The sequence below is a fragment of the Denitrobaculum tricleocarpae genome, assembly GCF_007004665.1.
Taxonomy (GTDB): domain Bacteria; phylum Pseudomonadota; class Alphaproteobacteria; order Kiloniellales; family Kiloniellaceae; genus Denitrobaculum; species Denitrobaculum tricleocarpae.
The window spans coordinates 149,707-173,423 of record NZ_ML660061.1 but is presented as its reverse complement, the minus strand read 5'-3'; the positions used below and the strand labels follow the sequence as shown (position 1 = coordinate 173,423).

Sequence of the window (23,717 nt, the reverse complement as noted above, 5' to 3'; positions counted from 1 at the left end):
CTTTCGACGAGAGTCTCAGAGCATGGCTTTTGCGACCAGATCCAAACCCGAAGCATAAGGCTCGTCGTGCCGGATTTCGAACGCACGCGAAGGCCCGTTCCCATATCCCAGCGCCTGCATCTGCTCGCTGTCGAGCATCACATGATAGAGACCATAAGGAACGCGGCTGAAAATAAAGAAGCCGTCATAAGCACTGATTGTTTCGGCAACCACCTGCCCCTCTTCATCGACCAAAAGGACCCGCAGTCCGGCACCGGGTTCGCCGGTTTCTGCCGGCGCACCACTGATAATTGGCTCTGCGCCGACCCTCTCATCGCCCTCACGCAGCGTTTCACGCAAGATTATCACCCCGTCGACCTCCCCGGTTTCAACAACCGGAAATTCGAGGTGCGTGGTCATACCCGGTCGTGTCGTGACCAGACGGGGTCCGTTGGCAGAAGCCCAGTAAGGATCCTCCAGCGTCGCTTCACTAAGTCCGATTTCGATCTCGCGGTAAGGCTCCATTCCTACCATGAAGGCAGTCCCATCCGCCTCGGTCTTGACCTTGCGCCGCACGCGCGGGCCGGTAAAGCCAGCGTTTTCGATGACTTCGTCTCCTTCGGTGAAGGTGCCGTCGTTATCCCGGTCGAGAAAGACCCTGGTCGAAATCGCGCCCCGCCTGGCAAAGGGTTTCGCGCGCATCTCCAGCCGGTCCGCCGCCGGATTATGTCCCAGCGCGAAGGAGAGCCCAAGCCGCGCGTTGTAATCGCGGCGGCTATCGGCTTCGAGGTTAAGTCCCAAAGCGAAGGTATCAAACTGCCGATTGATGCCCGCCGTCGCCGTCGTCAGTTCGCTATCCCCCGCGATGTGGCGCAACCCGATCCGCGCGCCGAAGTCCTGGTTGATCCGCCAATCGGCGCTCAGCGAAACTTGATCGAACTGCGCATCGGGCGCGATGTCGTAACCGACCTCACCGCGCAGGCGGAAGTCACCCAAAAGCGTACCGACCAGCAAGCGGAGATCACTCTCAACCTCCTCACCTTCGCGGACACGGGCGTTCGACGACAATGAAAAGTTGAAGGGCCGCACGACACTGGAGAGCCGACCGAAGAGATTGGTCTGCCATTTACCCTCTTCCGACTCTTCGTGTGTGAGCGTGGCCGAGAGAGGCTGATGCCCCAGGCCAAAGTCCGGAACGTGGCCATTGATCCGCGCGACACTGCGGCTGCGCAGATGCCCCTGAACCCGGCCGTCGTCCGTCTGCTCGGAATGGAAATCCTGAAACCAGCTTTGTTCCGCAAAGACGGACCAGGACCCCAGTTGTGTCTGCGCGCGGCCGCCAACGGCAAGTCCGCCGGAGTCCTCAACCGCAATATCGAGCTGGCCGAGTACACCGTGAAATGACGACTGCAGGCCCGCGGTCGCGTAGTTCAAGCGATCGCCCTCGACCGAAAGCGAGGCTAGACCGCCGGAGACCGAAAGCGTTTCGCTCAAACCATGCTCGCCCTGGAGGATCAGGCGATGCTCTCCGTCGTCTTGCGCCCTGCGTTCCTTCGGATCGGTCGAAATCAGGTTCCGGTTCAGTTGATTGTAGGCAAACCGAAAGGAGCTGCGTCTCGGCTCCGAGAGTTCGGGTGTCACGAAATAGCGTTCGACCTGTTCGCGGGTCTGACCCTGGGGTCCGAAGAAAACCAGGCGGAATTCATTTAGTCCGGCCAAGGTGGGCAGGCCGGAAAACTCATAGCGACCATCCCCGGTGTCCTGTTCGCTCTGGAAGTCGATCAGTTCACCGTTCCGATAGACTTCCACCTCCCAGCCAACCGGTAACTCTCCGCGCAGGGTCACCCGGTTGGTCTGTTCAAGCCGATCGAGGTCGAAGGTGGAAATCTCGATTCCGCGACCGACCGCATTCTCCGCAATCAGCGGCAGGTCAGGGGTGGTCACGTCGCCCAGAGCAAACTCACGTGCATCAAGAGGACCTAGCAATCCTCCATCGAGAGACTGGCGGCTGAGACGGACCCGAAAGTCCGGCGCATCCTGTTCGCTGTCCATGATCGCCGTAGCCTCCCCGTCCAGGCCGCCAACAACGCCCGCGACCGTGGTCGTCATGCGTGCCTGGCCAAGATGCTCCTCCGCCCGGCTGCGGCCGGAAGCTTCAAAGGAAGTATCCAAGAAAGGCCACTCGAACCACCCGGCATCGGCGTCGACACGCTCCATCTCTTGTTCAGCAGCGACCCGGCGCAGGCGCGACCGCCGCTCAATGCGTGCGGTCCGCTCCTGAAGGGGAAGAGGCTCCAACGCCTTCACGGAAATCTGCAAGCGCCGGAACCGAAGATCCAGCAAGACCGGAAACCAGGCCTCGAGCTCGGTCATCGCGACATAAAGATCATCGGGGTGCCGTTCAATGGCGCTCGGATCAAGCGGCACGACACGATCACGGACCCTGACCTTGCCGGCACGCATATCAAGTTCGAAAGCCCGGTCATCGTTCAGGAACCAACCCAGTGCCGTGCCATTCTCGGGATCGACGGCAATCGGAAATTCAAGCGCTTCCGCAAATCCGCCCAGCGGCACGAAGGCCCTGTCCCCGTCATAGAAGACGATGAGACCTTCAGTGAGATTGAAGCGGTCCAGTTGAAGTCCGAAAACGTAGACTTCATCGTCAGGCCGTTCAACCCATCTCAATAACCCGGATGTCGGTGAATCCAAATCTGGCCTGTCACCGGAGGGCGGGCTGGTCACCGCGTGACCGATGTTGCCCTGTAGCAGGCAGAGTGCCACCGCGAAGCACGAGCCAACGATATTTGCCGCACGCATGACGGCCGGGCTCTCACTGCCGGTCCCGCTTCCGCGCTACTGGAGCACCACCGAGCCCGATGCGATCGGGGGGCCTGCATTGTCGCCGCGCGGCCGGTATTCGACGACAACCTCGCGTCCTGCAGCCGCCTTTGCGACTTCGGGACTCAGTGGCAGCACAATCTCCCGGTAAGGCGTGGAGAGGTAGACGGCGACGTTGTTCAAACGCCCCAGGTTCTCACCATCGACTGACGCCACGAGATCGCCGCGCAAGGACTTGCTGCCGCTACGCGCAATCCGTAGCGATATGCCGGTACCGCCATTTACAGACGTCGTGTTCAGATCGGTCAGTTCTCCGGTCGCCTCAAGCTTGCCATGGCGCACGATCACCGGCACGGTGATGCCGAAGATCGGCTCGATCGCAATTGAAAGGCCGGCAGCGTTATTCCGCGACGCCGTCGCGGGCCGCGCCTTAGGCACCTGCTGGAACAAAAGATGCGAGCGGTACTCGCCCTCGCCCAGGTTTGCCGGGCGGCGATAGAGAATCCGAACCGTCTGGGGCCGGCCAGGCTCCAGGGTAATCTGCCTTGGCGCATACCGAAAAAGGCCGGTCGCGAAGCCTTCACCGGCAGAGGGCGTATCGGCCGGATAAAGACTGCCATCCGGGTCCATGCGGTAGTTGATGACTGAAATCCGGTAAGTCTGCGTCTCCTCGCCCCGGTTGGCGAGCGTGAGCACCTTGCTGCGCTGGCGGCTGTCGAGCTCGACAAGCTGAGGAGAAATCACAAGCCCCCCGGCAGCCATTGCCGCCCCGGGCAAAACCAATACCAAGCCGACAATCGGCAACCATCTGGTGCAGTGCCGAAGACCTTCGACAACAGTGCGCACAAAGAGACCAAGTACCTGCATCATTTCCCCCGTATCGTAGACCGCAGTCAAAGACGACCAGCCCTGGTCGTCCGATCATCTCAAAAGCGCTTCCGGGGCCGAGAAGTGACTCCCGGAATGACGCGCCCACTAAAAAACGGGGTCGGTTCTGGCATGAACAGAACCGACCCCCAACGCACGAATATGCATGCGCCTGTCGCCGAGGCTGACCCATTGCCTTTGGATCAAGGTCAACCTTGGGGTCAGCCTCGTCGTCAGTCAGCTAAAGCGAAATTGCGCCTTAGTAGTTGACAGTGACCGTGTAGGTTCCGGCGTAAGCGCCAGAAGCCTGGGCAGCGTTCACCACCAGATCGGCACCGACGTTGAATGCCAGATCACCCGCACCATCCGTCGTCGGCGTTCCGCCGGCGTCGTTGGTGAAGTTATTGATGGTCATGGCCGTTCCCGGACCGGTCAGCGTGCCGGCGGTGAAGCTGATCGTGACAGCCGTGCTCGCATCACCGGACGCTGTGAAGTTACCGGCAGCGGGCGAACCCGAGAAAGAATAGCCAGCCGGGCCGGTGACAGCGCCTGCTGTAGAGATCGTAACCGTACCGCCGGAACCATCGACAGCAACGTTACCGAAATCCATTGGCGTATTCTCCACGATGGAAATCGCCTGCTGGATCTGAGCGGAAGCGTTACCCGTTTCGTCGGTTGCAAAAGCCGAGGACGCAGAGGCCGCAACGGCAACACCAACGGCACTTGCCGCGGCAAACTTAAAAAGCTTATTCATTGATTAATACCTTTCCTACTTGGAGTAGCGTCAATTCATAACCCGCCGGACCGTTCATCGAACCATCTGCACAAGTCATAGGCATTTCTAAAAAATAGGAATGAATACTTTGTAAATTTACAGATTAAACTTATAAAAATATAGTTTTTAGTTGGTTAAATAGGTTAAAATTCATTAATCAGAATTGAGAATTTATGAGTCTTCTATATATTGAATGAGTTGATAGACTCTTTAAAGAAACACACTAAAAGATATATTTGTGAACACAAACAATCATCTTTTAGCGATAGATTTCATAAGGCACTTCTATCTCTTTGGTGGGTTTTAGAGAATGCCCTTTATCCGTTCAGGTTTCATCTTCGGCCCCACGAGCCGCTGCTCTGGAATGTTTTCCAGAATCTTCCTGCTACCGGAGCGGGGTCGTGTCGGCCATCATGGAAGCATGGGATCTAGCTGCTTCAGCATCGCTCCACTCCCAACTCCTTGCCGGAAAACCAAAGCTTATCGTCAGGACCGCCAAGTCTATCCGTCCGTGACCTAGGCTGATTAGGCTCAGGATTTACTGCATGAGCATAGGTATCGGGCGTTGCCAGGGTCAGCTGGATCTAGCGGGTGATGTTGATCAGTCCCCGGTATTTATCGAACTCGCTGATCACCTGCTCGAGCGTCTCGATTCCGCGCGCTTCGAGCATGGGCACAAGTTTATTCAGCACCTGTGCCGTTGCCTCGGCATCGCCCAGTGCGGTATGGCGGCCTTCCTCAGGGATATCGATATCAAGGCGCTCCGCAATCGCATCCAGGGTGTGATCGACGTCATACCCGAACACGATGGCGGACAGGAGCACGGTGTCGAGGATCGGCTGATCAAAGTCGATGCCAAGCCGCGCTCCATGACGGCGCAAAAACGCCATATCGAAGGGCGTATTGTGCGCGACCAACACAGCATCCGAACAGAAACGGTGAAAGTCTCCGCAGATGTAGTCGATCGTCGGAGCATCAACGACCATTGCTTCAGTGATGCCATGAATACGGATCGATGACGCAGGGATCGACCGTTCGGGATTGACGAGGGTGTCGTATACCTCGCCGGACATGATCCGGCCGTTGACAACGCGCACGCCGGCGATCTGGACGATCTCGTCACCGGCGTCCGGTTCGAGGCCAGTGGTCTCGGTATCAAAAACGACATAGGTGAGCTCGCGAAGTGGACGATCATCCTCCGTATGCGCCCCGGCGCGGCCAAGCAGGTCGAAATCATAGAACTCCGGCCGAACCGCCAGCTCGGTCACGTTTTGATCCGGTGATGTGGCACGAAGAGGCAGCCTCAGCAGCGCACGCCCCCCTGCGGCCCCCTCCCCAGACACCCGCTCCGGCCAAACATCAGTGCGGTGGACCTCTACCGCATCCTGCAGCGTGTAGCGGTCGTAGGAAGCGCCAAGCGGTTCCTCGAGCCAAGTGTCGAGCGTTTCGACCGACAGCACCTCTCCTTTCCAGCTAAGATCGAGCATCGCCCCATCGTCGTCCGCTTTTATGGAGAGCGCCAGGTCTGTGCCGATCTGCTCCTGATTGAGCCGTTCGACGAGGCGTACCAATAGCAGGATGAGCATAAATCCTCCGCAGTGGAGGATGAGTGGGGCATAATCGGTTCTGATATCCAGGCCGCGCGCGGAAAGCTGTGCCTTCAATCCGGCAACGATGTCGCCCGCCGCAATGTCGGACATCGGCCACCAGGAGGTCTCGATCGCATCAAAGCGCGCAACGAACCTGTCGATGACGGACACCAAAGCCTGTGCCTCCTCGTCGAGCGCAGCGTGAATCTGTTGCCGCTGCAACGCCGAGAAACTGCCCGGCGATTGGAGCACGGCCAGCGAAGTCTGCAAATTTGCAGCAGGGCGGCGGATCGACTCCACGACATCACGCAACAGATCATCATGCTCGGCCCGGGTCTTCAGATCCTCCGTGACATCATGCAGGATGAGCACGTAACCACCGGTTTTTGAGCCGGGCCTGATGGCGCTCTCAAGTAACCGGAGCTGCCCTGTGAACACGCGGTCCCCGCTTTTCGAAGTGCAGAGAACTTCCGCCGCCTGGTCAGAGCTCCCGGCCCGGTCCAGCCGATCAATGGCCTCCAGCAGCGGCTCCGGCTGCAAGAGTTCGAAGAGCGGGCGGTCAAGGCCGAGCGCGGCAGGCCGCTCCAAGAGGGTGACCGACTTCATGTTGTAGAGCATAATCTTGTGATCGCCATTACAGAGCAGCACGCCGGCCGGAAAATCTCGTAAGATCGCCGCCAGCCTCGCTTTTTCCTGCGCGATCCGGTCGGTCTCGCGCTTCACCGCTTCCTCCAGCGCGGTCTTGGTCTTGTTGAGATCCCGGGCAATCTCAGAGGCGGCCGGCGCAATATCACCGAGATACTGCGCGGCTTCATGATCGATTTCACTCTGCACTTCGGCATGAACACGCGCTCTAATTTCGCCCGCCAGATTCGAGAGCGGTTTGGCAACGTTCTCGTCGAACAGCAACCAAATCCAGGCGACCATTCCGGTCAACGCAAAGCTGGCGATCGCTCCGGCCGAGATAAAGGCGCCCATTGCCTCCGGATCCTTTAAGCGCCAAAAGCCGAAGAATGCCGCCGCAAGGAAGATCGCAATGCCTCCAAGCGCCATAAGACAGAAAAACAAAAAGATGCGCAGGCGGAGACTGAGTTTTGTGCCGAGCCCGCTGGTCATCTTAGCTCACAGCCTCTTCCAGGAGGTCGCGGACTTTCGTTTTGAGATCCTGAATCACGAAAGGCTTCCAGACAAAGTCGTCAGCGCCGAGCGCCAGGCCCTTGCGGCGAATCATGCTGCTTCCCTTTGCCGTCATCATCAGGATTCGAACCGCCTTCAGGCGATCATCCAGACGGATGGCCTGGCAAACTTCGAACCCTGAACAGCCCGGCAGCGTCACATCCAACAGCACGAGATTCGGTACTTCGCTTTCAATGGCCGCCAGGGCATCGGTTCCGCTGCTCACACGCCGGACACTGTAACCTTCTTCTTCCATCATGAATTCGAGGGCGAGTGCAATACTATCCTCATCCTCTACCAGAAGAATGGATTTTGGCATCTGAAGCCTCCTCCCTCGAAGCTCGAGTGTTCTATACCAAAAGGACCGGACCCTCGTCCTCCAACAGCGCACATTGCGTCGACTGGACGCAACACATGCTATTTTGCCGCACAGACCGTCTTCAGGAGTGGATCGTCCGACGTCAGCTGAAACCAGTCAGCATCTACCAGCGCCCCGGCCTCATCAAATTCCATGCCGTCACTCAAATCGGCGCGACGCGTCCCCGGACAATCAATCAGCACAGGCAATCTGGCATTTCCGGTATGGCGCGCGACCATCAGAACCTCCGCCATGACCTGACCCGGTACCTGCTCGTTGCGCCGCAGGGCATTTTTATCGATCGCCGAAAAGCGGTCGACGAAGGGTGTCAACTTGGTCCAGGGCCGGAAAATCGAAGTATGTTCGTGTTGGGTGACGACCTCGAAGCTCTCCGGCAACCCCGCTTCGGTCCGGGAAAACCACGTGTACTCGCTCCAAAGTGTGAAGCTGATCATGGCAAGCCCCGCGGCTAGCGGCGTGCTCCAACGCGGCAGGCGCCCGGAGGTGAAGCGGCGCAGAAGCATCACGACGCCGGCAGCACAAAAACCGAGTGCAAAGGTCGCGATCAATTCCATTAACATGACAAGTCGTCTTTCATAAGATCATAGCCTTGCCCTGGGCCAAAGCGGATTGCATCGTCTTGACCACGACAAAAGCGTCGCGCAGATGACTGCGTTCCAGGTCCGAGAGCGTGCTGGGAATCATAAAATTGTCGGGCCTTCCGCCGGCTTGAATACAGCCGAGTTGATGCCGCAAACGCGTCATGGCAATCAGGTCATAAGCGTCGAGGAGATCGCGCGCGCCCGACGGACTGAGCACATCGGTCTCCGCCGCCGCCAGCAGGCGCCCGCGTGTGTTAACGACCTGCAGCTTACCTTGAATAGCGTAAATGCGCGCCAGGTCGACAACCGGAACCACTCCGTTCAGCTTGAGATCCACACTGTTTTTGTGTTCGCCGGACCTGATGGTGGCGAAACTCCGGAACAGGCTCAGGGGCGGCACGTGCTTGACGGAATTCGCAATCATGTGTGCAACGAAGATACTGTTGCCCGACGCCCGGTCCAAAGTCTCGGCGATCAATTCCCCATGAAGGCTTGTCTCGCCGCCGATCGGACGCAGATCGAACATCACAGACGCCAGCATCTGAGCCATCGGATCGGGCTTCCGGATCCAGCCCGCGAAGTAATCGCGCCAAACCGACAGAGGCTGGCACCAGCGCGGATTGGTCGCCATCATCTCACCGGGGCAATAGTAATAGCCGCAGGCGTCGAGACCGTCGGAGACGAACTTGGCGAGCGCGTGGAAGTACTCCATATCCTCCGGACGCGCTGCATCGTCCAGGATCAGGCAATTGTCCTGATCGGAGACACCGGTTTGCTCGCGCCGTCCCTGACTGCCGCATGCCAGCCATAGGTAGGGAACCGGCGGTGCCCCGAGCTTCTCTTCGGCAAGGCTGAGCAAACGCCGGGTGGCCGCATCGCCAATATCGGTGATCAGGCGGGTCGTGATGTCGTGCCGGGTTCCCGCCGCGACGAGTTGGACAAGAAGGTCCGGAATCTGTGCAACGGTCCTCGCCAGCGCGGATTGATTGCCCGCAGAGGCAATCTCGCGAATCAGACTCCCGGACGAAACCACGCGGTGCCGCGTCAGATCGGTTTGAGTCACGATCCCAACCAGCTCGTTATCCCTGGTGATCGGCACATGCCCGATGTTCCGTTCCAGCATTTCATGCAACACATCGGCGCAGAGCGCATCGTGGCTGAGCGCGACCGGATCCGATGTCATGATCTCGCCCACCGGCGTGCTGCCGGGCAAGCCCTCGGCAAGTCCCTTTTCGGTCAGGTCCTGGGTCGTAAGAATCCCCACCGGCCGGCGCCCTTCCATCACAACCAGACACGAGATGCTCCGGTCACGCATGGCCCGGGCAGCGGCAATCAACTCCGTTTCCGTTCCACAGGTCATCGGATCGGACGTCATGAGCTCGGAAACCGGTAAGGTGTAGAGCGTGTCGACGGAGACATTGGACCCGCGCGACCGATTGAAAAAGCGCGCAAAGTCAGCGCTTTCATGGAGAAGCTTTTGAAAAACGTCGGAAGGTAAAACATAAAGCAGCGAGTCCGACACCGCCTGCGCCGACGTTGCCGCAAGGCCGTCGCGCATCAGTCCGCGTTCGCCGAAAGAATTACGGGGTCCCAGAATCGAAACCAGCGATCCGTTGGGCTCGCGCACCTCGACTTCACCCGACGCGATCAGATAGATGCCATCGAGCGCGTCACCGGCACTGTAGATTTGTTGGCCTTTTGTGACTTCGGTCGGCACCAGACGAGCAGCCAGCTCGCTGCGCGCTTCACTCGCCAAACTGTCATAAGGATGCAGCAAGCTGAGGAATTCCGCAGTGACTGTGACCTGAGTGTTCATGCTCAACTCGTTGTGTGAAAGACCTCTTGAGAGAGGGGATGCAGCCCCTTTTGGATCGTCTATGGGACGAGGGGCTGCATCATCTTACAACGGACGCCGGTTACGTCCAGGTGACGTCCGTCGGCTGCATACGCAGGGTTAGTGCGTCGTGGCCGCTCCCGCACCACGGGGAATCCGGATGCTTTCGACCAGGTCCTGGATCTCCTGCGGCGGCTCTTCGGTCATCCGCGAGATACCGATGGCAACAGCGAAGTTGAGCATTGCACCGATCGCGCCGATCGAGAGAGGCGAAATACCGAAGATCCAGTTCTCTGGCGTATCTGCCAGGAAGTTGGTACCCGGAATGAACAGCCACCCCTTGTAGGAGAAGATGTAAACCAGGGTGAAGATCAGGCCTGCCAGCATACCCGCGACCGCACCTTTGTTGTTCACCCGCTTCGAGAAGATTCCCATCATCAAGGCCGGGAAGATCGAAGCGGCTGCCAGACCAAAGGCCAGGGCAACGGTTTGCGCCGCAAATCCGGGCGGATTGAGCCCGAGATAGGTTGCGACCACGATTGCAACCGCCATCGCAACCCGGGCCGCCAAGAGCTCACCCTTCTCCGAAATATTCGGATTGATTGCACCCTTGATCAGATCATGACTGACCGCCGAGGAAATCGCGAGCAGCAAACCGGCCGCCGTTGAAAGCGCGGCGGCAAGACCACCGGCCGCAACAAGAGCAATGACCCAGCCCGGAAGCTGTGCGATCTCCGGATTGGCCAGCACCAGAATGTCACGGTTCACATTCAATTCCGAGCCCTGCCAGCCGTTTGCCGCCGCGGTTGCTGCAAAGCTCTCGGACTTGTCGTTGTAGAACTGGATCCGTCCGTCACCGTTCTTGTCCTCGAACTTCAGCAAGCCGGTCGCTTCCCAGTTCTTCATCCAGTCGGGACGCTCGTCGTAGGCCAGCGAGTCCTGGGTCGGTCCGTTCGGATAGATGGTATCCACCAGGTTCAGGCGTGCCATGGCGCCAACCGCAGGTGCGGTCAGATACAGCAGCGCAATAAAGACCAGTGCCCAACCGGCAGACCAGCGGGCGTCGGCCACCTTCGGCACGGTGAAGAAGCGGATGATCACGTGCGGCAGGCCCGCCGTACCGATCATCAGCGACAGAGTGAAGAGCACCATGTTGAAGGTATTGGTATGATGTCCGGTGTAGCTGTTGAACCCAAGATCGGCGATGACCTGATCCAGCTTTTCAAGCAAAGGAACGCCAGACGCCACGTGCTCGGAGAAGAGTCCCAGCGGCGGCAATGCCATACCGGTCAGCTGCAGCGAGATAAAGATCGCCGGCACCGTATAAGCCAGGATCAGCACGCAGTACTGCGCGACCTGCGTATAGGTGATCCCCTTCATACCGCCCAGGACCGCATAGAAGAACACGATGGCTGCGCCAATCAGCAAACCCCATGTCACATCAATTTCGAGGAACCGCGAGAAGGCGACACCAACACCGGTCATCTGACCGATCACATAAGTGATCGAAGCGATAATCAGGCAGGCCACGGCCACCAGACGCGCGGTGGGGCTGTAGAAGCGATCCCCGATGAATTCAGGCACGGTGAACTTGCCGAACTTGCGCAGATAAGGCGCAAGCAGCAACGCCAGCAGCACGTAGCCGCCGGTCCAGCCCATGAGGAAAGAGGAGTTGTCGTAGCCGGTAAAGGCAATCAGCCCGGCCATGGAGATAAAGGACGCAGCGGACATCCAGTCCGCGGCTGTCGCCATCCCGTTTGTGACCGGATGGACACCGCGGCTGGCCGCATAGAATTCAGAGGTCGAACCCGCCCGGGCCCAGACCGCAATGCCGATGTAGAGCGCAAAGCTCGCTCCCACGATCAGCAAGTTGAGTGTGTATTGTTCCATTGTCGAGTCCCCCTACTCTTCGTCGACGCCGTGTTCACGGTCAAGGCGGTTCATGCGGAAGGCGTAGAAAAAAATCAGCGCCAGAAAAACAAGGATCGAGCCTTGCTGCGCAAACCAAAAACCTAAATCCGTGCCACCGATCGAAATGCCGGAGAGCAGCGGACGCAGGACGATTCCAAAACCGAAGGATACCAGTGCCCAGATGATGAGACAGACAGTCACGATCCGGATGTTTGTCGCCCAATAGACATTGTTCGAGGGCTTATCCGACATTGTTTCACTCCCTTTTAGTTAATGGTTTTCACTTACGGGTTCGTACCGGCGCGAGCGCCGTCACGGCAGATTCGCCTTAAAACAAGCATGATCCGATTCCTTGTGGTTGCAAAGCGTTTTAGAAGCACAGCTGTTTTGAAGCCGCCCATCACCTGCGGCCGCACAAGGGCTGCAGCCTCTAGTCCCGGTTCATTCGAGTCTCGATCAGGTTATCGACAACCTGTGGCTCAGCGAGTGTCGAAATGTCTCCGAGCGCACCGAAATCGTTTTCGGCGATCTTGCGAAGGATCCTGCGCATAATTTTGCCGGAACGTGTTTTTGGCAGGCCCGGTGCCCATTGAATCAGATCCGGGCTCGCAATGGGGCCGATCTCCGTGCGGACCCAGGTGCGGAGCTCCTTGCGCAGTTCTTCCGAGGGCGCCTCCGAAGCCATCAGTGTGACAAAGCAATAGATACCCTGTCCCTTAATATCGTGGGGATAGCCGACAACGGCGGCTTCAGCGACCTTGGGATGAGCAACCAGAGCACTCTCGACTTCGGCGGTACCCATCCGGTGGCCCGACACGTTGATGACATCGTCCACGCGTCCGGTGATCCAGTAATACCCATCCTCATCCCGGCGGCAGCCGTCACCGGCGAAATAGTAACCCGCGTAGTTCGAGAAGTAGGTCGACATGAAGCGCTCGTGATCGCCCCAGACCGTGCGCATCTGCCCCGGCCAGCTGTCCTTGATCGCAAGCACGCCTTCCGCCTTGGTTTCTGTCACCTCGGCCCCGGACTGCGGCTCCAGCACCACCGGCTGCACCCCGAAGAAGGGGGTTGTCGCAGAGCCGGGTTTTGTCGGAGTCGCTCCGGGTAACGGCGTGATCATGTGTCCGCCGGTCTCGGTCTGCCACCAGGTGTCGACGATGGGACAACGGCCCTTGCCGACAACCGTATTGTACCAGTTCCAGGCCTCCGGGTTGATCGGCTCGCCGACCGTCCCAAGAACCCGCAGCGAAGAGAGATCACAGCTTTCCACGAAGCTCTCGCCCTGTCCCATCAACGCACGGATCGCGGTTGGTGCGGTGTAGAACTGGTTGACCTTATGCTTCTCGCAAATCTGCCAGAAGCGGCTGGCATCGGGATAGGTCGGCACGCCCTCGAACATTACGGTGATCGCGCCATTGGCGAGCGGTCCGTAGACGATGTAGGAGTGCCCGGTCACCCAGCCGACGTCAGCTGTGCACCAGAAAACATCGCCGTCATGATAGTCGAAGGTGTACTGGTGAGTCATGGCGGCGTAGACAAGATAACCGCCCGTCGAATGCACCACGCCCTTCGGTTTGCCGGTCGAACCTGATGTGTAAAGAATGAAGAGCGGATCTTCGGCGGCCATTTCTTCCGGCACGCAATCGCCACTCACGGCGGCCATCTCTGCCAACACATCCACATCTCGGCCTTCGACCCAGGTGGTCTGGCCGCCGGTATGCTTGACCACCAGACACTTAACCTTGTCCGAGCAATGCAGCAGCGCGGCGTCGGCATTGGACTTGAGCGGCGTGACCCGGCCGCCGCGCGGCGCTTCGTCCGCCGTGATGACGAGCTTGGCCTCGCTGTCGTTGATCCGGTTGGCAAGCGCGTCCGGTGAAAAGCCGGCAAAGACAATGGAGTGGATGGCGCCGATTCGAGCACAAGCCAGCATCGCGTAGGCTGCCTGAGGAATCATCGGCAGATAGATCACCACACGGTCCCCTTTGCCAACGCCTTGGGCCTTAAAGACGTTCGCCATCCGGCAAACCTGATCATGAAGCGCGCGGTATGTAATCTGTTGCGCAGGCGTGGCGGGGTCGTCCGGCTCCCAGATGATTGCTGTCTGGTCGCCACGCGTTGCCAGATGCCGGTCGATGCAGTTGGCCGCGACGTTCAGCGTGCCGTCTTCATACCATTTGATCGACACATCGGGGATCTGGAAGTTAGTGTTCTTGACCTTGCTGTAGGGCTTGATCCAGTCCAGCCGGCGCCCTTGCTCGCGCCAGAAACCTTCAGGGTCGGACACCGACGCAGCGTACATCGCCTTGTATGTCGCGGCATCGGCATGGGTTTGCGTCGCAGCAGAGGCGGGAACGGGAACAGTATCGCTATGCGCGGAATCGATCGTTGGTGCCTGCGTCATATTGCTTCCTCCATAGGGTCTCGAAGTCTTAAGCTTCGTTAACCAATAGAAAAACAAACATTGGTCAAAAAATCAAATATTTGTTTATCTTCAACATCTTATTTGTCAAAAAATAACAGGCCTATATATATTTTTTGTAAAATTCTTCCAAGAGTTGAAACAGCCGCCGACAGTAAACCGGGGCTCCTTAAAGCTTTCGTCCGCCGGAATTCAGGTGACTCTGCCGTAACCGCAACCGAGTTGCGGCGCACAAATTCACGTTTTTAGAGGCCATCACGAGCTTTTGGCGCAATCCACTCCATCAAATCCGTTCAGGCGTAGAGCCCGGAACAGGCAACCAGGTGGCATTGTCAAAGCTCGAGGCCTAAATGCCGGGAATGAGAACTCTGTAGCTCGAAGCCCCACTTCATTTGGCTCAATGCCCGGCTAAGCGCTGAGACTTCTCTCACGGCACAAGGGATCCGGGGGCGCATGGGCGAGCGCGGCAGTATCACCAAAACTGCAAGAAGATACTTTGATGGCGAACCAATCGACCAGGCCGAACTCCGGTCGAAGTGAGCAACCGCCGTTACGGGTGGTTACAGAGAAGCTGTAAACCGGACCAGAACCTTTAAGACCCGTTTGCTCTCAAATGAACACCAGCTGGATGACCGCTAAAGGCCGGCGCTGATCCTGGTCTTCGCATTTGACCCAGGAATGCGGCAATCCCTCTCTTGTACACCGAAGACAGATCCAACGCCGATGAGGACAGGTTCATCCGTGAGAAGCGCCTGAACGCCTGCGCCAAGCTTCTCGAGGTTGCCGAACCAGGTCTTTTGCGTCGCTCGCGACAATCCAGCGCAGGCAACCACGGGCGTTGCCGGGTCCATGTCGTTGTCAATCAGCGTTTCGGAGATCTGAGCGGCTGTCCCCCGTCCCATGTAAAAAACGGTGGTGGTCTTGGGATCAGCTACTGCGCGCCAGTCGATGTCATCAGGAAGCATGCCTTTGCGCGAGTGGCCGGTTACGAAACGCAGCGATCGGGCATGATCACGATGGGTCAGAGAAATTCCGAGCGCAGATGCCATCGCCGCGGCCGCAGTGATACCGGGAACCGTCGAGACGCAAATGCCCTGGTCTTGCAGCCATTCGATTTCCTCTCCCGCTCGGCCGAACACCATCGGGTCGCCGGACTTCAGCCGCACGACGTTTTTACCCGCCTTTGCCAGCTTCGCCATCATCTCGTTGATGCCCTCCTGACGGCAGCTTTCCCGGCCACCACGCTTACCGACCAACATGCGCTTTGCTTCTCGTCGGGCGAGTTCAAGCACTTCGTCGGAAACCAGATTGTCGTGGAGGATGACATCCGCGGACTGTAAGGCCCGAACCGCCTTCAGCGTCAGAAATTCAGCATCACCCGGTCCGGCGCCAACCAGGGTCACCTGCCCGAATTCCGGTCCCTGCGCCCGGGATTTACGCTGGATCTCTGCCAGCAGAGTTTCCTCGGTGTTTGGACCCGGTGGCACTCCAAAGGCAAGGCTGGAGAATTGCTCCCAAAACCAACGCCTTGGCCGTTTCGATGTCAGCCGGCCGGAAACCTCCCCGCGCAGAGCTTTGGCAATCCTGGCCCAGTTCGCCAGCGACGGGGGGATCAGGGTTTCAATGCGTCTTCGGATCGCTTGCGCCAGAATAGGCGAGGATCCATCGCTTGAGATGCCGATCACCACCGGCGAGCGGTTAACGATCGATCCGAACTGAAAGGCACAGTACTTCGGTTTATCAATGATGTTGACCGGTACGCCCGAGGCCTTCGCCGCCCGCCAGAATGCGTCCGCCTCTTCATCACCCGCGATATCGCCAATCGCGACAGCGGCCCCGCAGAAGCTCTCATCTTTCCATGCCTGCCGGTGCCAAACGATGTGCCCTGGTTGCGTGCTGTCTCTCAAAAGCGGACGAAAGCCGGAATCGAGCCTTTCGGCATAGAGATGAACCCGCGCACCCGCGGCTGTCAGAAGTTCGACTTTCCAGGCAGCCGCTTCAGACCCGCCAGCCACCAGAACCTTCTTGCCTTCCAGCTTGAAGAATAGCGGCACTGTCGCGAGTGGCGCGATGCGCTGCGTCGCTGGACGATTGGCCCCCGCCTCCCGGTTATTCGGCAGCAACGACAGACTCTGCATCGACAATCTCCTGTATTTCCGAGCGGCAGGAGCCGCAGTTCGTTCCGGCCTTCAGAGCCCGGCCAATCGCATCTACGGAGGAACTGCCGCTGCGCACGGCAGCCCCGATATCCTTTGCGCCGACGCCAAAACAGGAACAGACGATAGCGCCCGGGTCGCGACCGTCTCCCAATGGCCTGCCGGCGATGATGCGGTAACGTGACTGACGCAGATCGTAACCCTTGTCCAATTGCTCGGCCGCCCAAAGACGGGACACGGCTACGGGTTCCGCCGAGAGATAGAGGGCGTTGAGCAAACGACTTCCATCAAAACTTGCGCGCCGCTCGTCGTGTTTTTCCCGGTCGCTGTAGGCCAGGGTCTCCAGCTGTTGGGCCGCAGCTTCTCTGAACAGTCTTGCTGCGAAACCATCGATGTCGTCGGTGGTGCGCGTCAACGCGAATTCGAGCCGCCAACCGCCCTTGCAGCGTGCCAGCGCCCAGTAATCGCAGCCGTTGGGGTCGGGCTTATTGCTGGAAACCGCAAAGCCAAAGAGACCCACTTTGAAAGGTCGTATCGCGACACGCCCGCTCTTCAGGGCCGGCTGCCCCGAATGCGGGTCCATGACCGGCGGGATCAAGGCATTGATACGTGCGGCGGACGCGAAGAGGCCGTTCCAGTGCATCGGCACAAAAAGCCGTCCTGCTTTTTGACGCCGCGTAATCAGAGCCCGGAGGCGGGCTTTGTGGTCACCACTTATCACTTCGACGATGGAGGCTTCTGTGATCCCCAGGCGTGATGCGTCATCGGGATGAATTTCGGCGAAGGGCTCAGCGGTATGCGCGGAGAGCCGTGCGCTCTTTCCCGTCCGGGTCATGGTGTGCCAGTGATCGCGGACCCGACCGGAGTTGAGTCTGAATTGCGGAGAAGCTTCGGAGATCTCACGTCCAGCGGGCGCGACCGGCACGAAACGTGCCTTGCGGTTCGCCGTGAAGAACCCGCCTTTGGCAAAGAAGCGCGCATCTCCGGGCGCAGTGTCCTTTGGACGCGGCCACTGAAAGGGCTCGAGCCTCTCATAATCGTGCAACGTCATGTCGGCGCAGTCACCGATGTCGAAGTCGCGGGCCCCTGCGTTGTCCTGCGCCGAGAGCGCGGCAACCTCGCGAAAAATCGATGCAGGATCGGGATAATCGAACGCCTCATGATGCCCCATAAGCTGCGCGACCTGTCCCATTTGCCACCAATCCGGCTTGGCCTCTCCCGGAGCAGGCAGGAAGGCTCGCTGCCGCGAAATACGTCGCTCGGAGTTGGTCACGGTACCGTCTTTTTCACCCCAGCCCGTGGAGGGTAACTTCACATGGGCATGGCGGGCAGTGTCGGTTTCGGCAAGCAGATCGGAGACGACCACGAAAGGACAGGAGGCGATGGCAGCCTGCACTCCGTCCGCATCAGGAAGACTGTCGACCGGATTGGTCGCCATGATCCAGAGGGCTTTGATGCGACCGTCGGCAACCGCCTGGAACAGTTCGACGGCCTTGAGGCCTGCCCGATCCGCGATGACGGGCGATTGCCAGAAGTCGCGCACCAGTGACCGGTGATCGTCGCGTTCAAGGTCCATATGACACGCCAGCATATTCGCCAGGCCGCCCGCTTCGCGCCCGCCCATGGCGTTGGGCTGTCCGGTAATCGAAAAAGGGCCCATGCCGGGACGGCCGATCCGGCCGGTCGCAAGGTGGCAATTGATGATGGCGTTGACCTTGTCGGTCCCGCAAACCGACTGGTTGACGCCCTGGCTATAGAGGGTGACCGTTTTTTCCGTGGCCGCAAAAAGACTGTAGAAGCGCTCAATCTCGTCCAGCGTCAGACCGGTCTGCGATGCGACCTGCTCCGGTCCGATATCCGCCGCGGCAAGGGCCGCATCCAGGCCTTCCGTATGATTGGCTATGTAGGCCTCATCAAGTACGCCGGCATTTTTCAAATGACTGAGAAGGCCGCAGAACAGCGCTACGTCGCCGTCCGGGTCGATCGCGAGATGCAAGTCGGCTGTATCGGCGGTCACCGTACGGCGCGGATCCACCACCACAATTTTCATCTCAGGCCGAGCCGCCTTGGCCGCGACGATCCGCTGGTAAAGAACCGGATGGCACCAGGCGAGGTTCGATCCGACCAGCACGATCAGATCAGCGAGCTCCAGATCCTCATAACAGCCCGGCACCGTGTCCGATCCGAAGGCTCGCCGGTGCCCCGCAACACTGGACGCCATGCAGAGCCGGGAATTGGTGTCTATGTTCGCCGAGCCGATGAAGCCTTTCATCAGCTTGTTGGCGACATAGTAGTCTTCGGTCAGCAACTGGCCCGAGACGTAAAAGGCGACGGACTCTGGTCCGTGCTCGGCAACCGCCGCACTAAAACGCTCAGCAACCAGAGACAAAGCCTCATCCCACGTCGCGGATGCGCCATTCACCTCCGGCGTGAGCAGCCGGCCTTCAAGATCAAGGGTTTCACCCAGGGCAACGCCCTTGGAACAAAGCCGCCCGAAATTGGCCGGATGCGTGGGGTCACCTGAGATAGTGACCGTACCCTCTTCATTTCTGCGGGCAAGAATGCCGCAGCCCACACCGCAGTAGGGACAGGTCGTTTTGACGGTCCTGCAGTCGGAAGGCGCCAGCTTCATCAGCGTCGTCCTGCCCGATGCACGTCCTTCAAATCCAGAAGAATGTCATCCCCCTTGAGTTTCACTTTGAAGCTTGCGGAGCGTCCGCTGTCTGCCCCCTGGGCTTCACCATTTTCGAGAGAGATCACCCAGTTGTGCAAAGGACAGGTCACACAGCCGTCATGGACGATCCCCTGACTGAGCGGACCATTCTTGTGCGGACAGCGGTCTTCCAGGGCAAAGACACGGTCATCGGCCGTCCGGAAAATCGCGATCGTCACATCGCCGCTCTTGATACAGCGCGCGCCACGGCGTGGCACATCGCCGAGCTTGCCGACTTTAACCCAGCCATCAAACACCGCACTCATTCCGCTGCCTCCAGAGACAAGGTGGCCATGGGCTTAAACTCATGCTTGTCCAGGCCCGAGACGCGTTCCGACCAGGGGTCGACCTGCGCAAACTTCTGAGAGAATACGAAGCGGTCGAAGTAGGCTTCGCGCCGGTCGGTATCCTCCAGGATCTGCCGGCGGATTTCCTCCACGCCGATCCGCGCCGCCCATTTGTAAATCCGCTCGAGATAGTGACCCTGCTCGCGGTACATCTGCACCAGCGCGACGATATGTTCGAGCACCTCATCTTCTGTTTTGACCAGGCCCAGAACCTCGGTGCCCTTGATATCCAGGCCGGCGGCACCGGCGAAGTGAATCTCGAACCCGCTCTCGACACAGATCACGCCGACATCCTTGCAGGTGGCCTCGGAACAATTGCGCGGGCAGCCGGAGACGGCCATTTTAAGTTTGGCCGGCGTCCAGGAACCCCAGACGAATTTTTCGATGCGAATGCCAAGCCCGGTCGAATCCTGCGTGCCGAAGCGGCACCAGTCAGTCCCGACACAGGTTTTCACTGTGCGCACACCCTTTGCATAGGCGTGCCCGGAGACAAAACCTGCCTTGCCCAGGTCGGCCCAGACGGCCGGCAGATCTTCCTTCTCGATGCCCAGCATGTCGATACGCTGGCCGCCTGTGACCTTGACTGCGGGAATCGCAAACTTATCGACCACATCGGCAATGGCCCGCAGTTCCCTCGACGAAGTCATGCCGCCCCACATGCGCGGCACGATGGAATAGGTTCCGTCCTTCTGGATATTCGCGTGGACGCGCTCATTGATGAAGCGGGACTGATAATCGTCGGCATATTCGTCCGGCCAGTCCGATACCAGGTAGTAGTTGAGCGCGGGCCGGCACTTGGCGCAGCCGCAGGAACTCTTCCACTCCAGTTCCTGCATGACGGCGGGAATCGACTTGAGCGCCTTGGCCTTGATCAGGCGGCGCACTTCGTCGTGCCCCAGATCCGTACAGGCGCAGAGCGGCCGAACCGCGGCGGGTGAATAGCTGTCACCCAAGGTTAGGCCCAAGAGCTGCTCCACCAGACCGGAACAGGTTCCGCAGGACGCTGAAGCCTTGGTGTGGGTACGGACCTCGTCCAGCCCACTCAGACCCAGGTCGGTAATGCTCTCGACGATCTTGGATTTACATACGCCGTTACAGCCGCAGATCTCTGCATCATCCGGCAAGGCTGCAACGGCCGCCATAGGGTCCAGTGGGGGCCCTCCCTGATAGGCCTGACCAAAAACCAGCGTCTCCCGCATCTCCGCGATATCGAGTTGTTTTTTGAGCAGATCGAAGAACCAGGGACCGTCACCGGTCTCCCCGTAGAGCACAGCGCCGATAATCCGGTTGTCCCTGAGCACCAGGCGTTTATAGATCCCTGCGGCCGCGTCGCGCAGTACGATCTCTTCCCGGTCCTCGCCTTCGGCAAAATCGCCCGCGGAATAAAGATCGATGCCGGTGACCTTTAATTTGGTCGCCGTGACGGATCCGGTGTAGAGAGACTCGCCGCCAACCAGCTGATCCGCGAGCACACCCGCCATTTCGTAAAGCGGCGCAACGAGGCCGTAACACTGACCGCGATGCTCGACGCACTCTCCAAGCGCAAAGATATCGGGATCGGAAGTCCGCATGTCATCGCCAACCACAACGCCCCGGCCAACATTAAGCCCCGAGTTTTCGGCCAGTTTCGCCGAGGGCCGGATGCCGATCGCCATAACGACGATGGCGGCGTCAATCTCTGTTCCGTCCTCCAGGCGCACGCCGGAAACCTGCCCATCACGCCCGAGAATTTCACTGCTGTTGGCCTGAGTGACCACCTCGATCCCACGTTCTTCGAAGGCTTTCTCGAGCAGGTATCCGGCGGCCGGATCAAGCTGACGCTCCATCAGTGTCGACATGAGGTGCAGGACCGTCACCTCCATGCTCTGTGCCTTAAGTCCGGCCGCAGCCTCGAGACCCAGGAGGCCGCCGCCGATCACCACGGCCCGTCCGCCCGCATCCGCCGCCGCGAGCATGCGCTCAACGTCGTCCAGATCCCGGTAAACCAGCACACCCTCCAGGTCGTGCCCGGGAATGGGAATGATGAAGGGATTGGATCCGGTGGCTATGACCAGTTTGTCATAGTCCGCGGAAATACCGGTTGCCGACGTAACCCTTTTGCGGTTGCGATCGATCGTCTCGACTCTCGCCGACTTGTGCAGCGTCACACCGTGGGCGACGTACCAGTCGTCATCATGCGTAACGATATCCTGATAGCTTTTCTCGCCCGAAAGCACCGGCGACAGCATCAAGCGATTGTAGTTTACGCGTGGCTCGGCATTAAAGATCGTGACATCGTAGGTTTCGGGCGCCCGCTCAAAGAGATGTTCCAGCATCCGGCCCGGAGCCATCCCGTTGCCGATAATGACCAGTTTCTGTCTCATCATCGCCTCCCTCAAGCCGCGCTTGTCACGGCAGATGAATGCTGCCGCGCAAGCCGTTTGGCTCGCTTTTCTTGAATGGATTTCAGTTGCTCCTCGTCCGGGTGCGCCCCGCCCTCGTAGGCATCGAGGAAGCCAAGGAGTTCTTCCCGGTACGCGTAGTAGTCCGGGTGTGCCAGCAGTTCCTTGCGCGACCGGGGCCGGGGTAAATCGACTTTCATAATATTGCCGATCCTGGCGTTCGGGCCGTTCGACATCATCACCACGCGGTCGGCCAGCAGGATCGCTTCATCGACGTCGTGGGTGACGCAAATGGCCGTGACCTTGCTGCGCTTCCAGACATCCATTAGAACGTCCTGAAGCTCCCAGCGAGTCAGGCTGTCCAGCATGCCGAAGGGCTCGTCGAGCAGCAGGAGTTTAGGCGATAAGGCGAACGCCCGTGCGATGCCGACCCGCTGCTTCATGCCATTGGAGAGATCCGCGGCCATCTTATGCATGGAGTCCGCGAGACCGACACGGCTCAGGTAGTATTCGGCGACATCCTTGCGTTCGGCACGGCTGGCGCGCGGATAGACCCGGTCGACCCCAAGCGCGACATTGTCGTAGGCGCTTAACCAGGGCATCAGCGATGGTGCCTGAAAGACAACCGCGCGGTCGGGTCCGGCCTTGGTCACATGCGTCCCGTCCAGAATGATGCCGCCCCGGGTGATCTCGTTCAGGCCGGCAACCATGGATAAGACCGTCGACTTGCCGCAGCCGGAGTGCCCGATCAGGGTGATGAACTCGCCCTTCTCGACTTTCAGATCGAAGCCGTCAACCACCGTCAGCGGCCCCTTGGGAGTGGGATATACTTTTTTGAGTTGACTGAATTCCAGGTAGCGCTCCTGCCGTGGGGAGTCCGATTCCCGCTGATACGCCACGGGCAGGTCTGCACTCGGCTGCTCTTGAGCCTGTGTGATGGGAACGATGTTGGGCAGCACGATGTCGCGCTCCACATCGGCGCTGCGTTCCAAGCCGACTTCCATCAGGTATTCGGTGACGGCGGCACGGAGCTCGATGAAGGCAGGATCGCTGTTCATCGCGGCCCGGTCGCGCTGCTTCGGCAAGTCGACCTTGAATTCCTTGCCCAGGGTCGCCTTGGGCCCCGGCTTCAGAGGTATGATCCGGTCGGCCAGCAGAATAGCCTCGTCCACGTCATTGGTGACCAGGATGATGGTCTTCTTTTCTTTCTGAGAAATGGCCGCGAACTCGTCCTGAAGCTTCGCCCGGGTCAGGGCGTCAAGCGCTGATAGCGGCTCGTCCATCAGCAACACTTCCGGCTGCATGGCAAGCGCGCGGGCGACCGCCACGCGTTGGCGCATTCCGCCTGAGAGTTCGGCGGGCTTACGGTCGCGGGCCGGCGCCAGGCCGACCATCTCGATATACCTGTCCGCAATCTCCCGCCGTTCGGCCTTCGGTCTGGAGGTAAAGACGCTATCGACCGCCAGCGCGACGTTGGCCTGAACCGACAGCCAGGGCATCAGGGAATAGGATTGAAAAACCACGCCCCGCTCCGGCCCGGGGCCATCAATCTCCTTGCCCTTGAAGATGACGCCGCCCTGGTCAGGTTCGATCAGGCCCGCAAGCGCCGAGATGAGCGTCGTCTTGCCGGAACCGGAGAAGCCGACAATCGCAATAAACTCGCCCTCGTTCACTTTCAGGTTCACATCGGAGAGAACCTCTGTGCGCTCGGTCCCTTCACCGTAGTGTTTGGACAAGCTCGAGATTTCGAGAATGCTCATAGCGCC

The 23,717-nt window shown here is 59.2% G+C and carries 15 protein-coding genes; all 15 read right to left on the bottom strand.

What is annotated here, in order from left to right:
• Positions 1–15 precede the first annotated feature (15 nt).
• Entirely contained in the window at positions 16–2,796 is a 2,781-nt protein-coding gene (locus FKG95_RS24330) for a carboxypeptidase-like regulatory domain-containing protein (protein ID WP_142899042.1), read from the bottom strand.
• A gap of 36 nt (positions 2,797–2,832) precedes the next feature.
• Positions 2,833–3,687: a fimbrial biogenesis chaperone gene (locus tag FKG95_RS24325; protein WP_142899041.1), complete on the bottom strand. Its 855-nt coding sequence runs from the start codon at positions 3,685–3,687 to the stop codon at positions 2,833–2,835.
• A gap of 256 nt (positions 3,688–3,943) precedes the next feature.
• Complete coding sequence (locus FKG95_RS24320) at positions 3,944–4,438, bottom strand: DUF4402 domain-containing protein (RefSeq protein ID WP_142899040.1); 495 nt, start codon at positions 4,436–4,438, stop codon at positions 3,944–3,946.
• Between the two features lie 605 nt (positions 4,439–5,043).
• Positions 5,044–7,164, bottom strand: coding sequence for an exonuclease domain-containing protein (locus FKG95_RS24315; protein WP_142899039.1), 2,121 nt, complete (start codon positions 7,162–7,164; stop codon positions 5,044–5,046).
• 1 nt (position 7,165) lies between these two features.
• Positions 7,166–7,543 (bottom strand): response regulator transcription factor, encoded by a 378-nt coding sequence (locus tag FKG95_RS24310; protein WP_142899038.1) that lies wholly within the window; start codon positions 7,541–7,543, stop codon positions 7,166–7,168.
• Between the two features lie 98 nt (positions 7,544–7,641).
• Positions 7,642–8,163 (bottom strand): hypothetical protein, encoded by a 522-nt coding sequence (locus FKG95_RS24305; protein ID WP_142899037.1) that lies wholly within the window; start codon positions 8,161–8,163, stop codon positions 7,642–7,644.
• Between the two features lie 13 nt (positions 8,164–8,176).
• Positions 8,177–10,000 carry a DUF294 nucleotidyltransferase-like domain-containing protein gene (locus tag FKG95_RS24300; RefSeq protein WP_142899036.1) on the bottom strand — a complete coding sequence of 608 codons (1,824 nt, stop codon included), beginning with the start codon at positions 9,998–10,000 and terminating at the stop codon, positions 8,177–8,179.
• Positions 10,001–10,138: 138 nt separating this feature from the next.
• The gene (locus FKG95_RS24295; protein ID WP_142899035.1) at positions 10,139–11,908 is read right to left on the bottom strand and encodes a sodium:solute symporter family protein; all 1,770 of its coding nucleotides are present in this window, start codon (positions 11,906–11,908) and stop codon (positions 10,139–10,141) included.
• A gap of 12 nt (positions 11,909–11,920) precedes the next feature.
• Complete coding sequence (locus FKG95_RS24290) at positions 11,921–12,181, bottom strand: DUF4212 domain-containing protein (RefSeq protein ID WP_142899034.1); 261 nt, start codon at positions 12,179–12,181, stop codon at positions 11,921–11,923.
• A 178-nt stretch (positions 12,182–12,359) separates the two neighbouring features.
• Positions 12,360–14,336: an acetate--CoA ligase gene (gene acs, locus FKG95_RS24285; RefSeq protein WP_142899033.1), complete on the bottom strand. Its 1,977-nt coding sequence runs from the start codon at positions 14,334–14,336 to the stop codon at positions 12,360–12,362.
• 653 nt (positions 14,337–14,989) lie between these two features.
• Entirely contained in the window at positions 14,990–16,492 is a 1,503-nt protein-coding gene (gene cysG, locus FKG95_RS24280; protein ID WP_142899032.1) for a siroheme synthase CysG, read from the bottom strand.
• A complete protein-coding gene (locus FKG95_RS24275) occupies positions 16,464–19,142 on the bottom strand; it encodes a nitrate reductase (protein ID WP_142899031.1) in 2,679 nt (892 codons plus the stop codon). The genes cysG and FKG95_RS24275 overlap by 29 nt, the downstream gene beginning before the upstream one ends.
• Positions 19,142–19,489, bottom strand: coding sequence for a nitrite reductase small subunit NirD (gene nirD, locus FKG95_RS24270; RefSeq protein WP_142899030.1), 348 nt, complete (start codon positions 19,487–19,489; stop codon positions 19,142–19,144). Before nirD ends, FKG95_RS24275 begins: the two co-directional genes overlap by 1 nt.
• Positions 19,486–21,936 carry a nitrite reductase large subunit NirB gene (nirB, locus tag FKG95_RS24265; RefSeq protein WP_425456776.1) on the bottom strand — a complete coding sequence of 817 codons (2,451 nt, stop codon included), beginning with the start codon at positions 21,934–21,936 and terminating at the stop codon, positions 19,486–19,488. Before nirB ends, nirD begins: the two co-directional genes overlap by 4 nt.
• 8 nt (positions 21,937–21,944) lie before the next feature.
• The gene (locus FKG95_RS24260; protein ID WP_142899029.1) at positions 21,945–23,711 is read right to left on the bottom strand and encodes an ABC transporter ATP-binding protein; all 1,767 of its coding nucleotides are present in this window, start codon (positions 23,709–23,711) and stop codon (positions 21,945–21,947) included.
• Positions 23,712–23,717: the final 6 nt, after the last annotated feature.

Bases quoted from the DNA above. Each gene is read 5' to 3' on its own strand.
- cysG (WP_142899032.1), bottom strand. From the start codon at position 16,492: ATGCAGAGTCTGTCGTTGCTGCCGAATAACCGGGAGGCGGGGGCCAAT.
- FKG95_RS24325 (WP_142899041.1), bottom strand. From the start codon at position 3,687: ATGATGCAGGTACTTGGTCTCTTTGTGCGCACTGTTGTCGAAGGTCTT.
- nirB (WP_425456776.1), bottom strand. From the start codon at position 21,936: ATGATGAGACAGAAACTGGTCATTATCGGCAACGGGATGGCTCCGGGC.
- FKG95_RS24330 (WP_142899042.1), bottom strand. From the start codon at position 2,796: ATGCGTGCGGCAAATATCGTTGGCTCGTGCTTCGCGGTGGCACTCTGC.
- acs (WP_142899033.1), bottom strand. From the start codon at position 14,336: ATGACGCAGGCACCAACGATCGATTCCGCGCATAGCGATACTGTTCCC.
- FKG95_RS24300 (WP_142899036.1), bottom strand. From the start codon at position 10,000: ATGAACACTCAGGTCACAGTCACTGCGGAATTCCTCAGCTTGCTGCAT.
- FKG95_RS24315 (WP_142899039.1), bottom strand. From the start codon at position 7,164: ATGACCAGCGGGCTCGGCACAAAACTCAGTCTCCGCCTGCGCATCTTT.
- nirD (WP_142899030.1), bottom strand. From the start codon at position 19,489: ATGAGTGCGGTGTTTGATGGCTGGGTTAAAGTCGGCAAGCTCGGCGAT.
- FKG95_RS24305 (WP_142899037.1), bottom strand. From the start codon at position 8,163: ATGTTAATGGAATTGATCGCGACCTTTGCACTCGGTTTTTGTGCTGCC.
- FKG95_RS24320 (WP_142899040.1), bottom strand. From the start codon at position 4,438: ATGAATAAGCTTTTTAAGTTTGCCGCGGCAAGTGCCGTTGGTGTTGCC.
- FKG95_RS24310 (WP_142899038.1), bottom strand. From the start codon at position 7,543: ATGCCAAAATCCATTCTTCTGGTAGAGGATGAGGATAGTATTGCACTC.
- FKG95_RS24295 (WP_142899035.1), bottom strand. From the start codon at position 11,908: ATGGAACAATACACACTCAACTTGCTGATCGTGGGAGCGAGCTTTGCG.
- FKG95_RS24260 (WP_142899029.1), bottom strand. From the start codon at position 23,711: ATGAGCATTCTCGAAATCTCGAGCTTGTCCAAACACTACGGTGAAGGG.
- FKG95_RS24275 (WP_142899031.1), bottom strand. From the start codon at position 19,142: ATGAAGCTGGCGCCTTCCGACTGCAGGACCGTCAAAACGACCTGTCCC.
- FKG95_RS24290 (WP_142899034.1), bottom strand. From the start codon at position 12,181: ATGTCGGATAAGCCCTCGAACAATGTCTATTGGGCGACAAACATCCGG.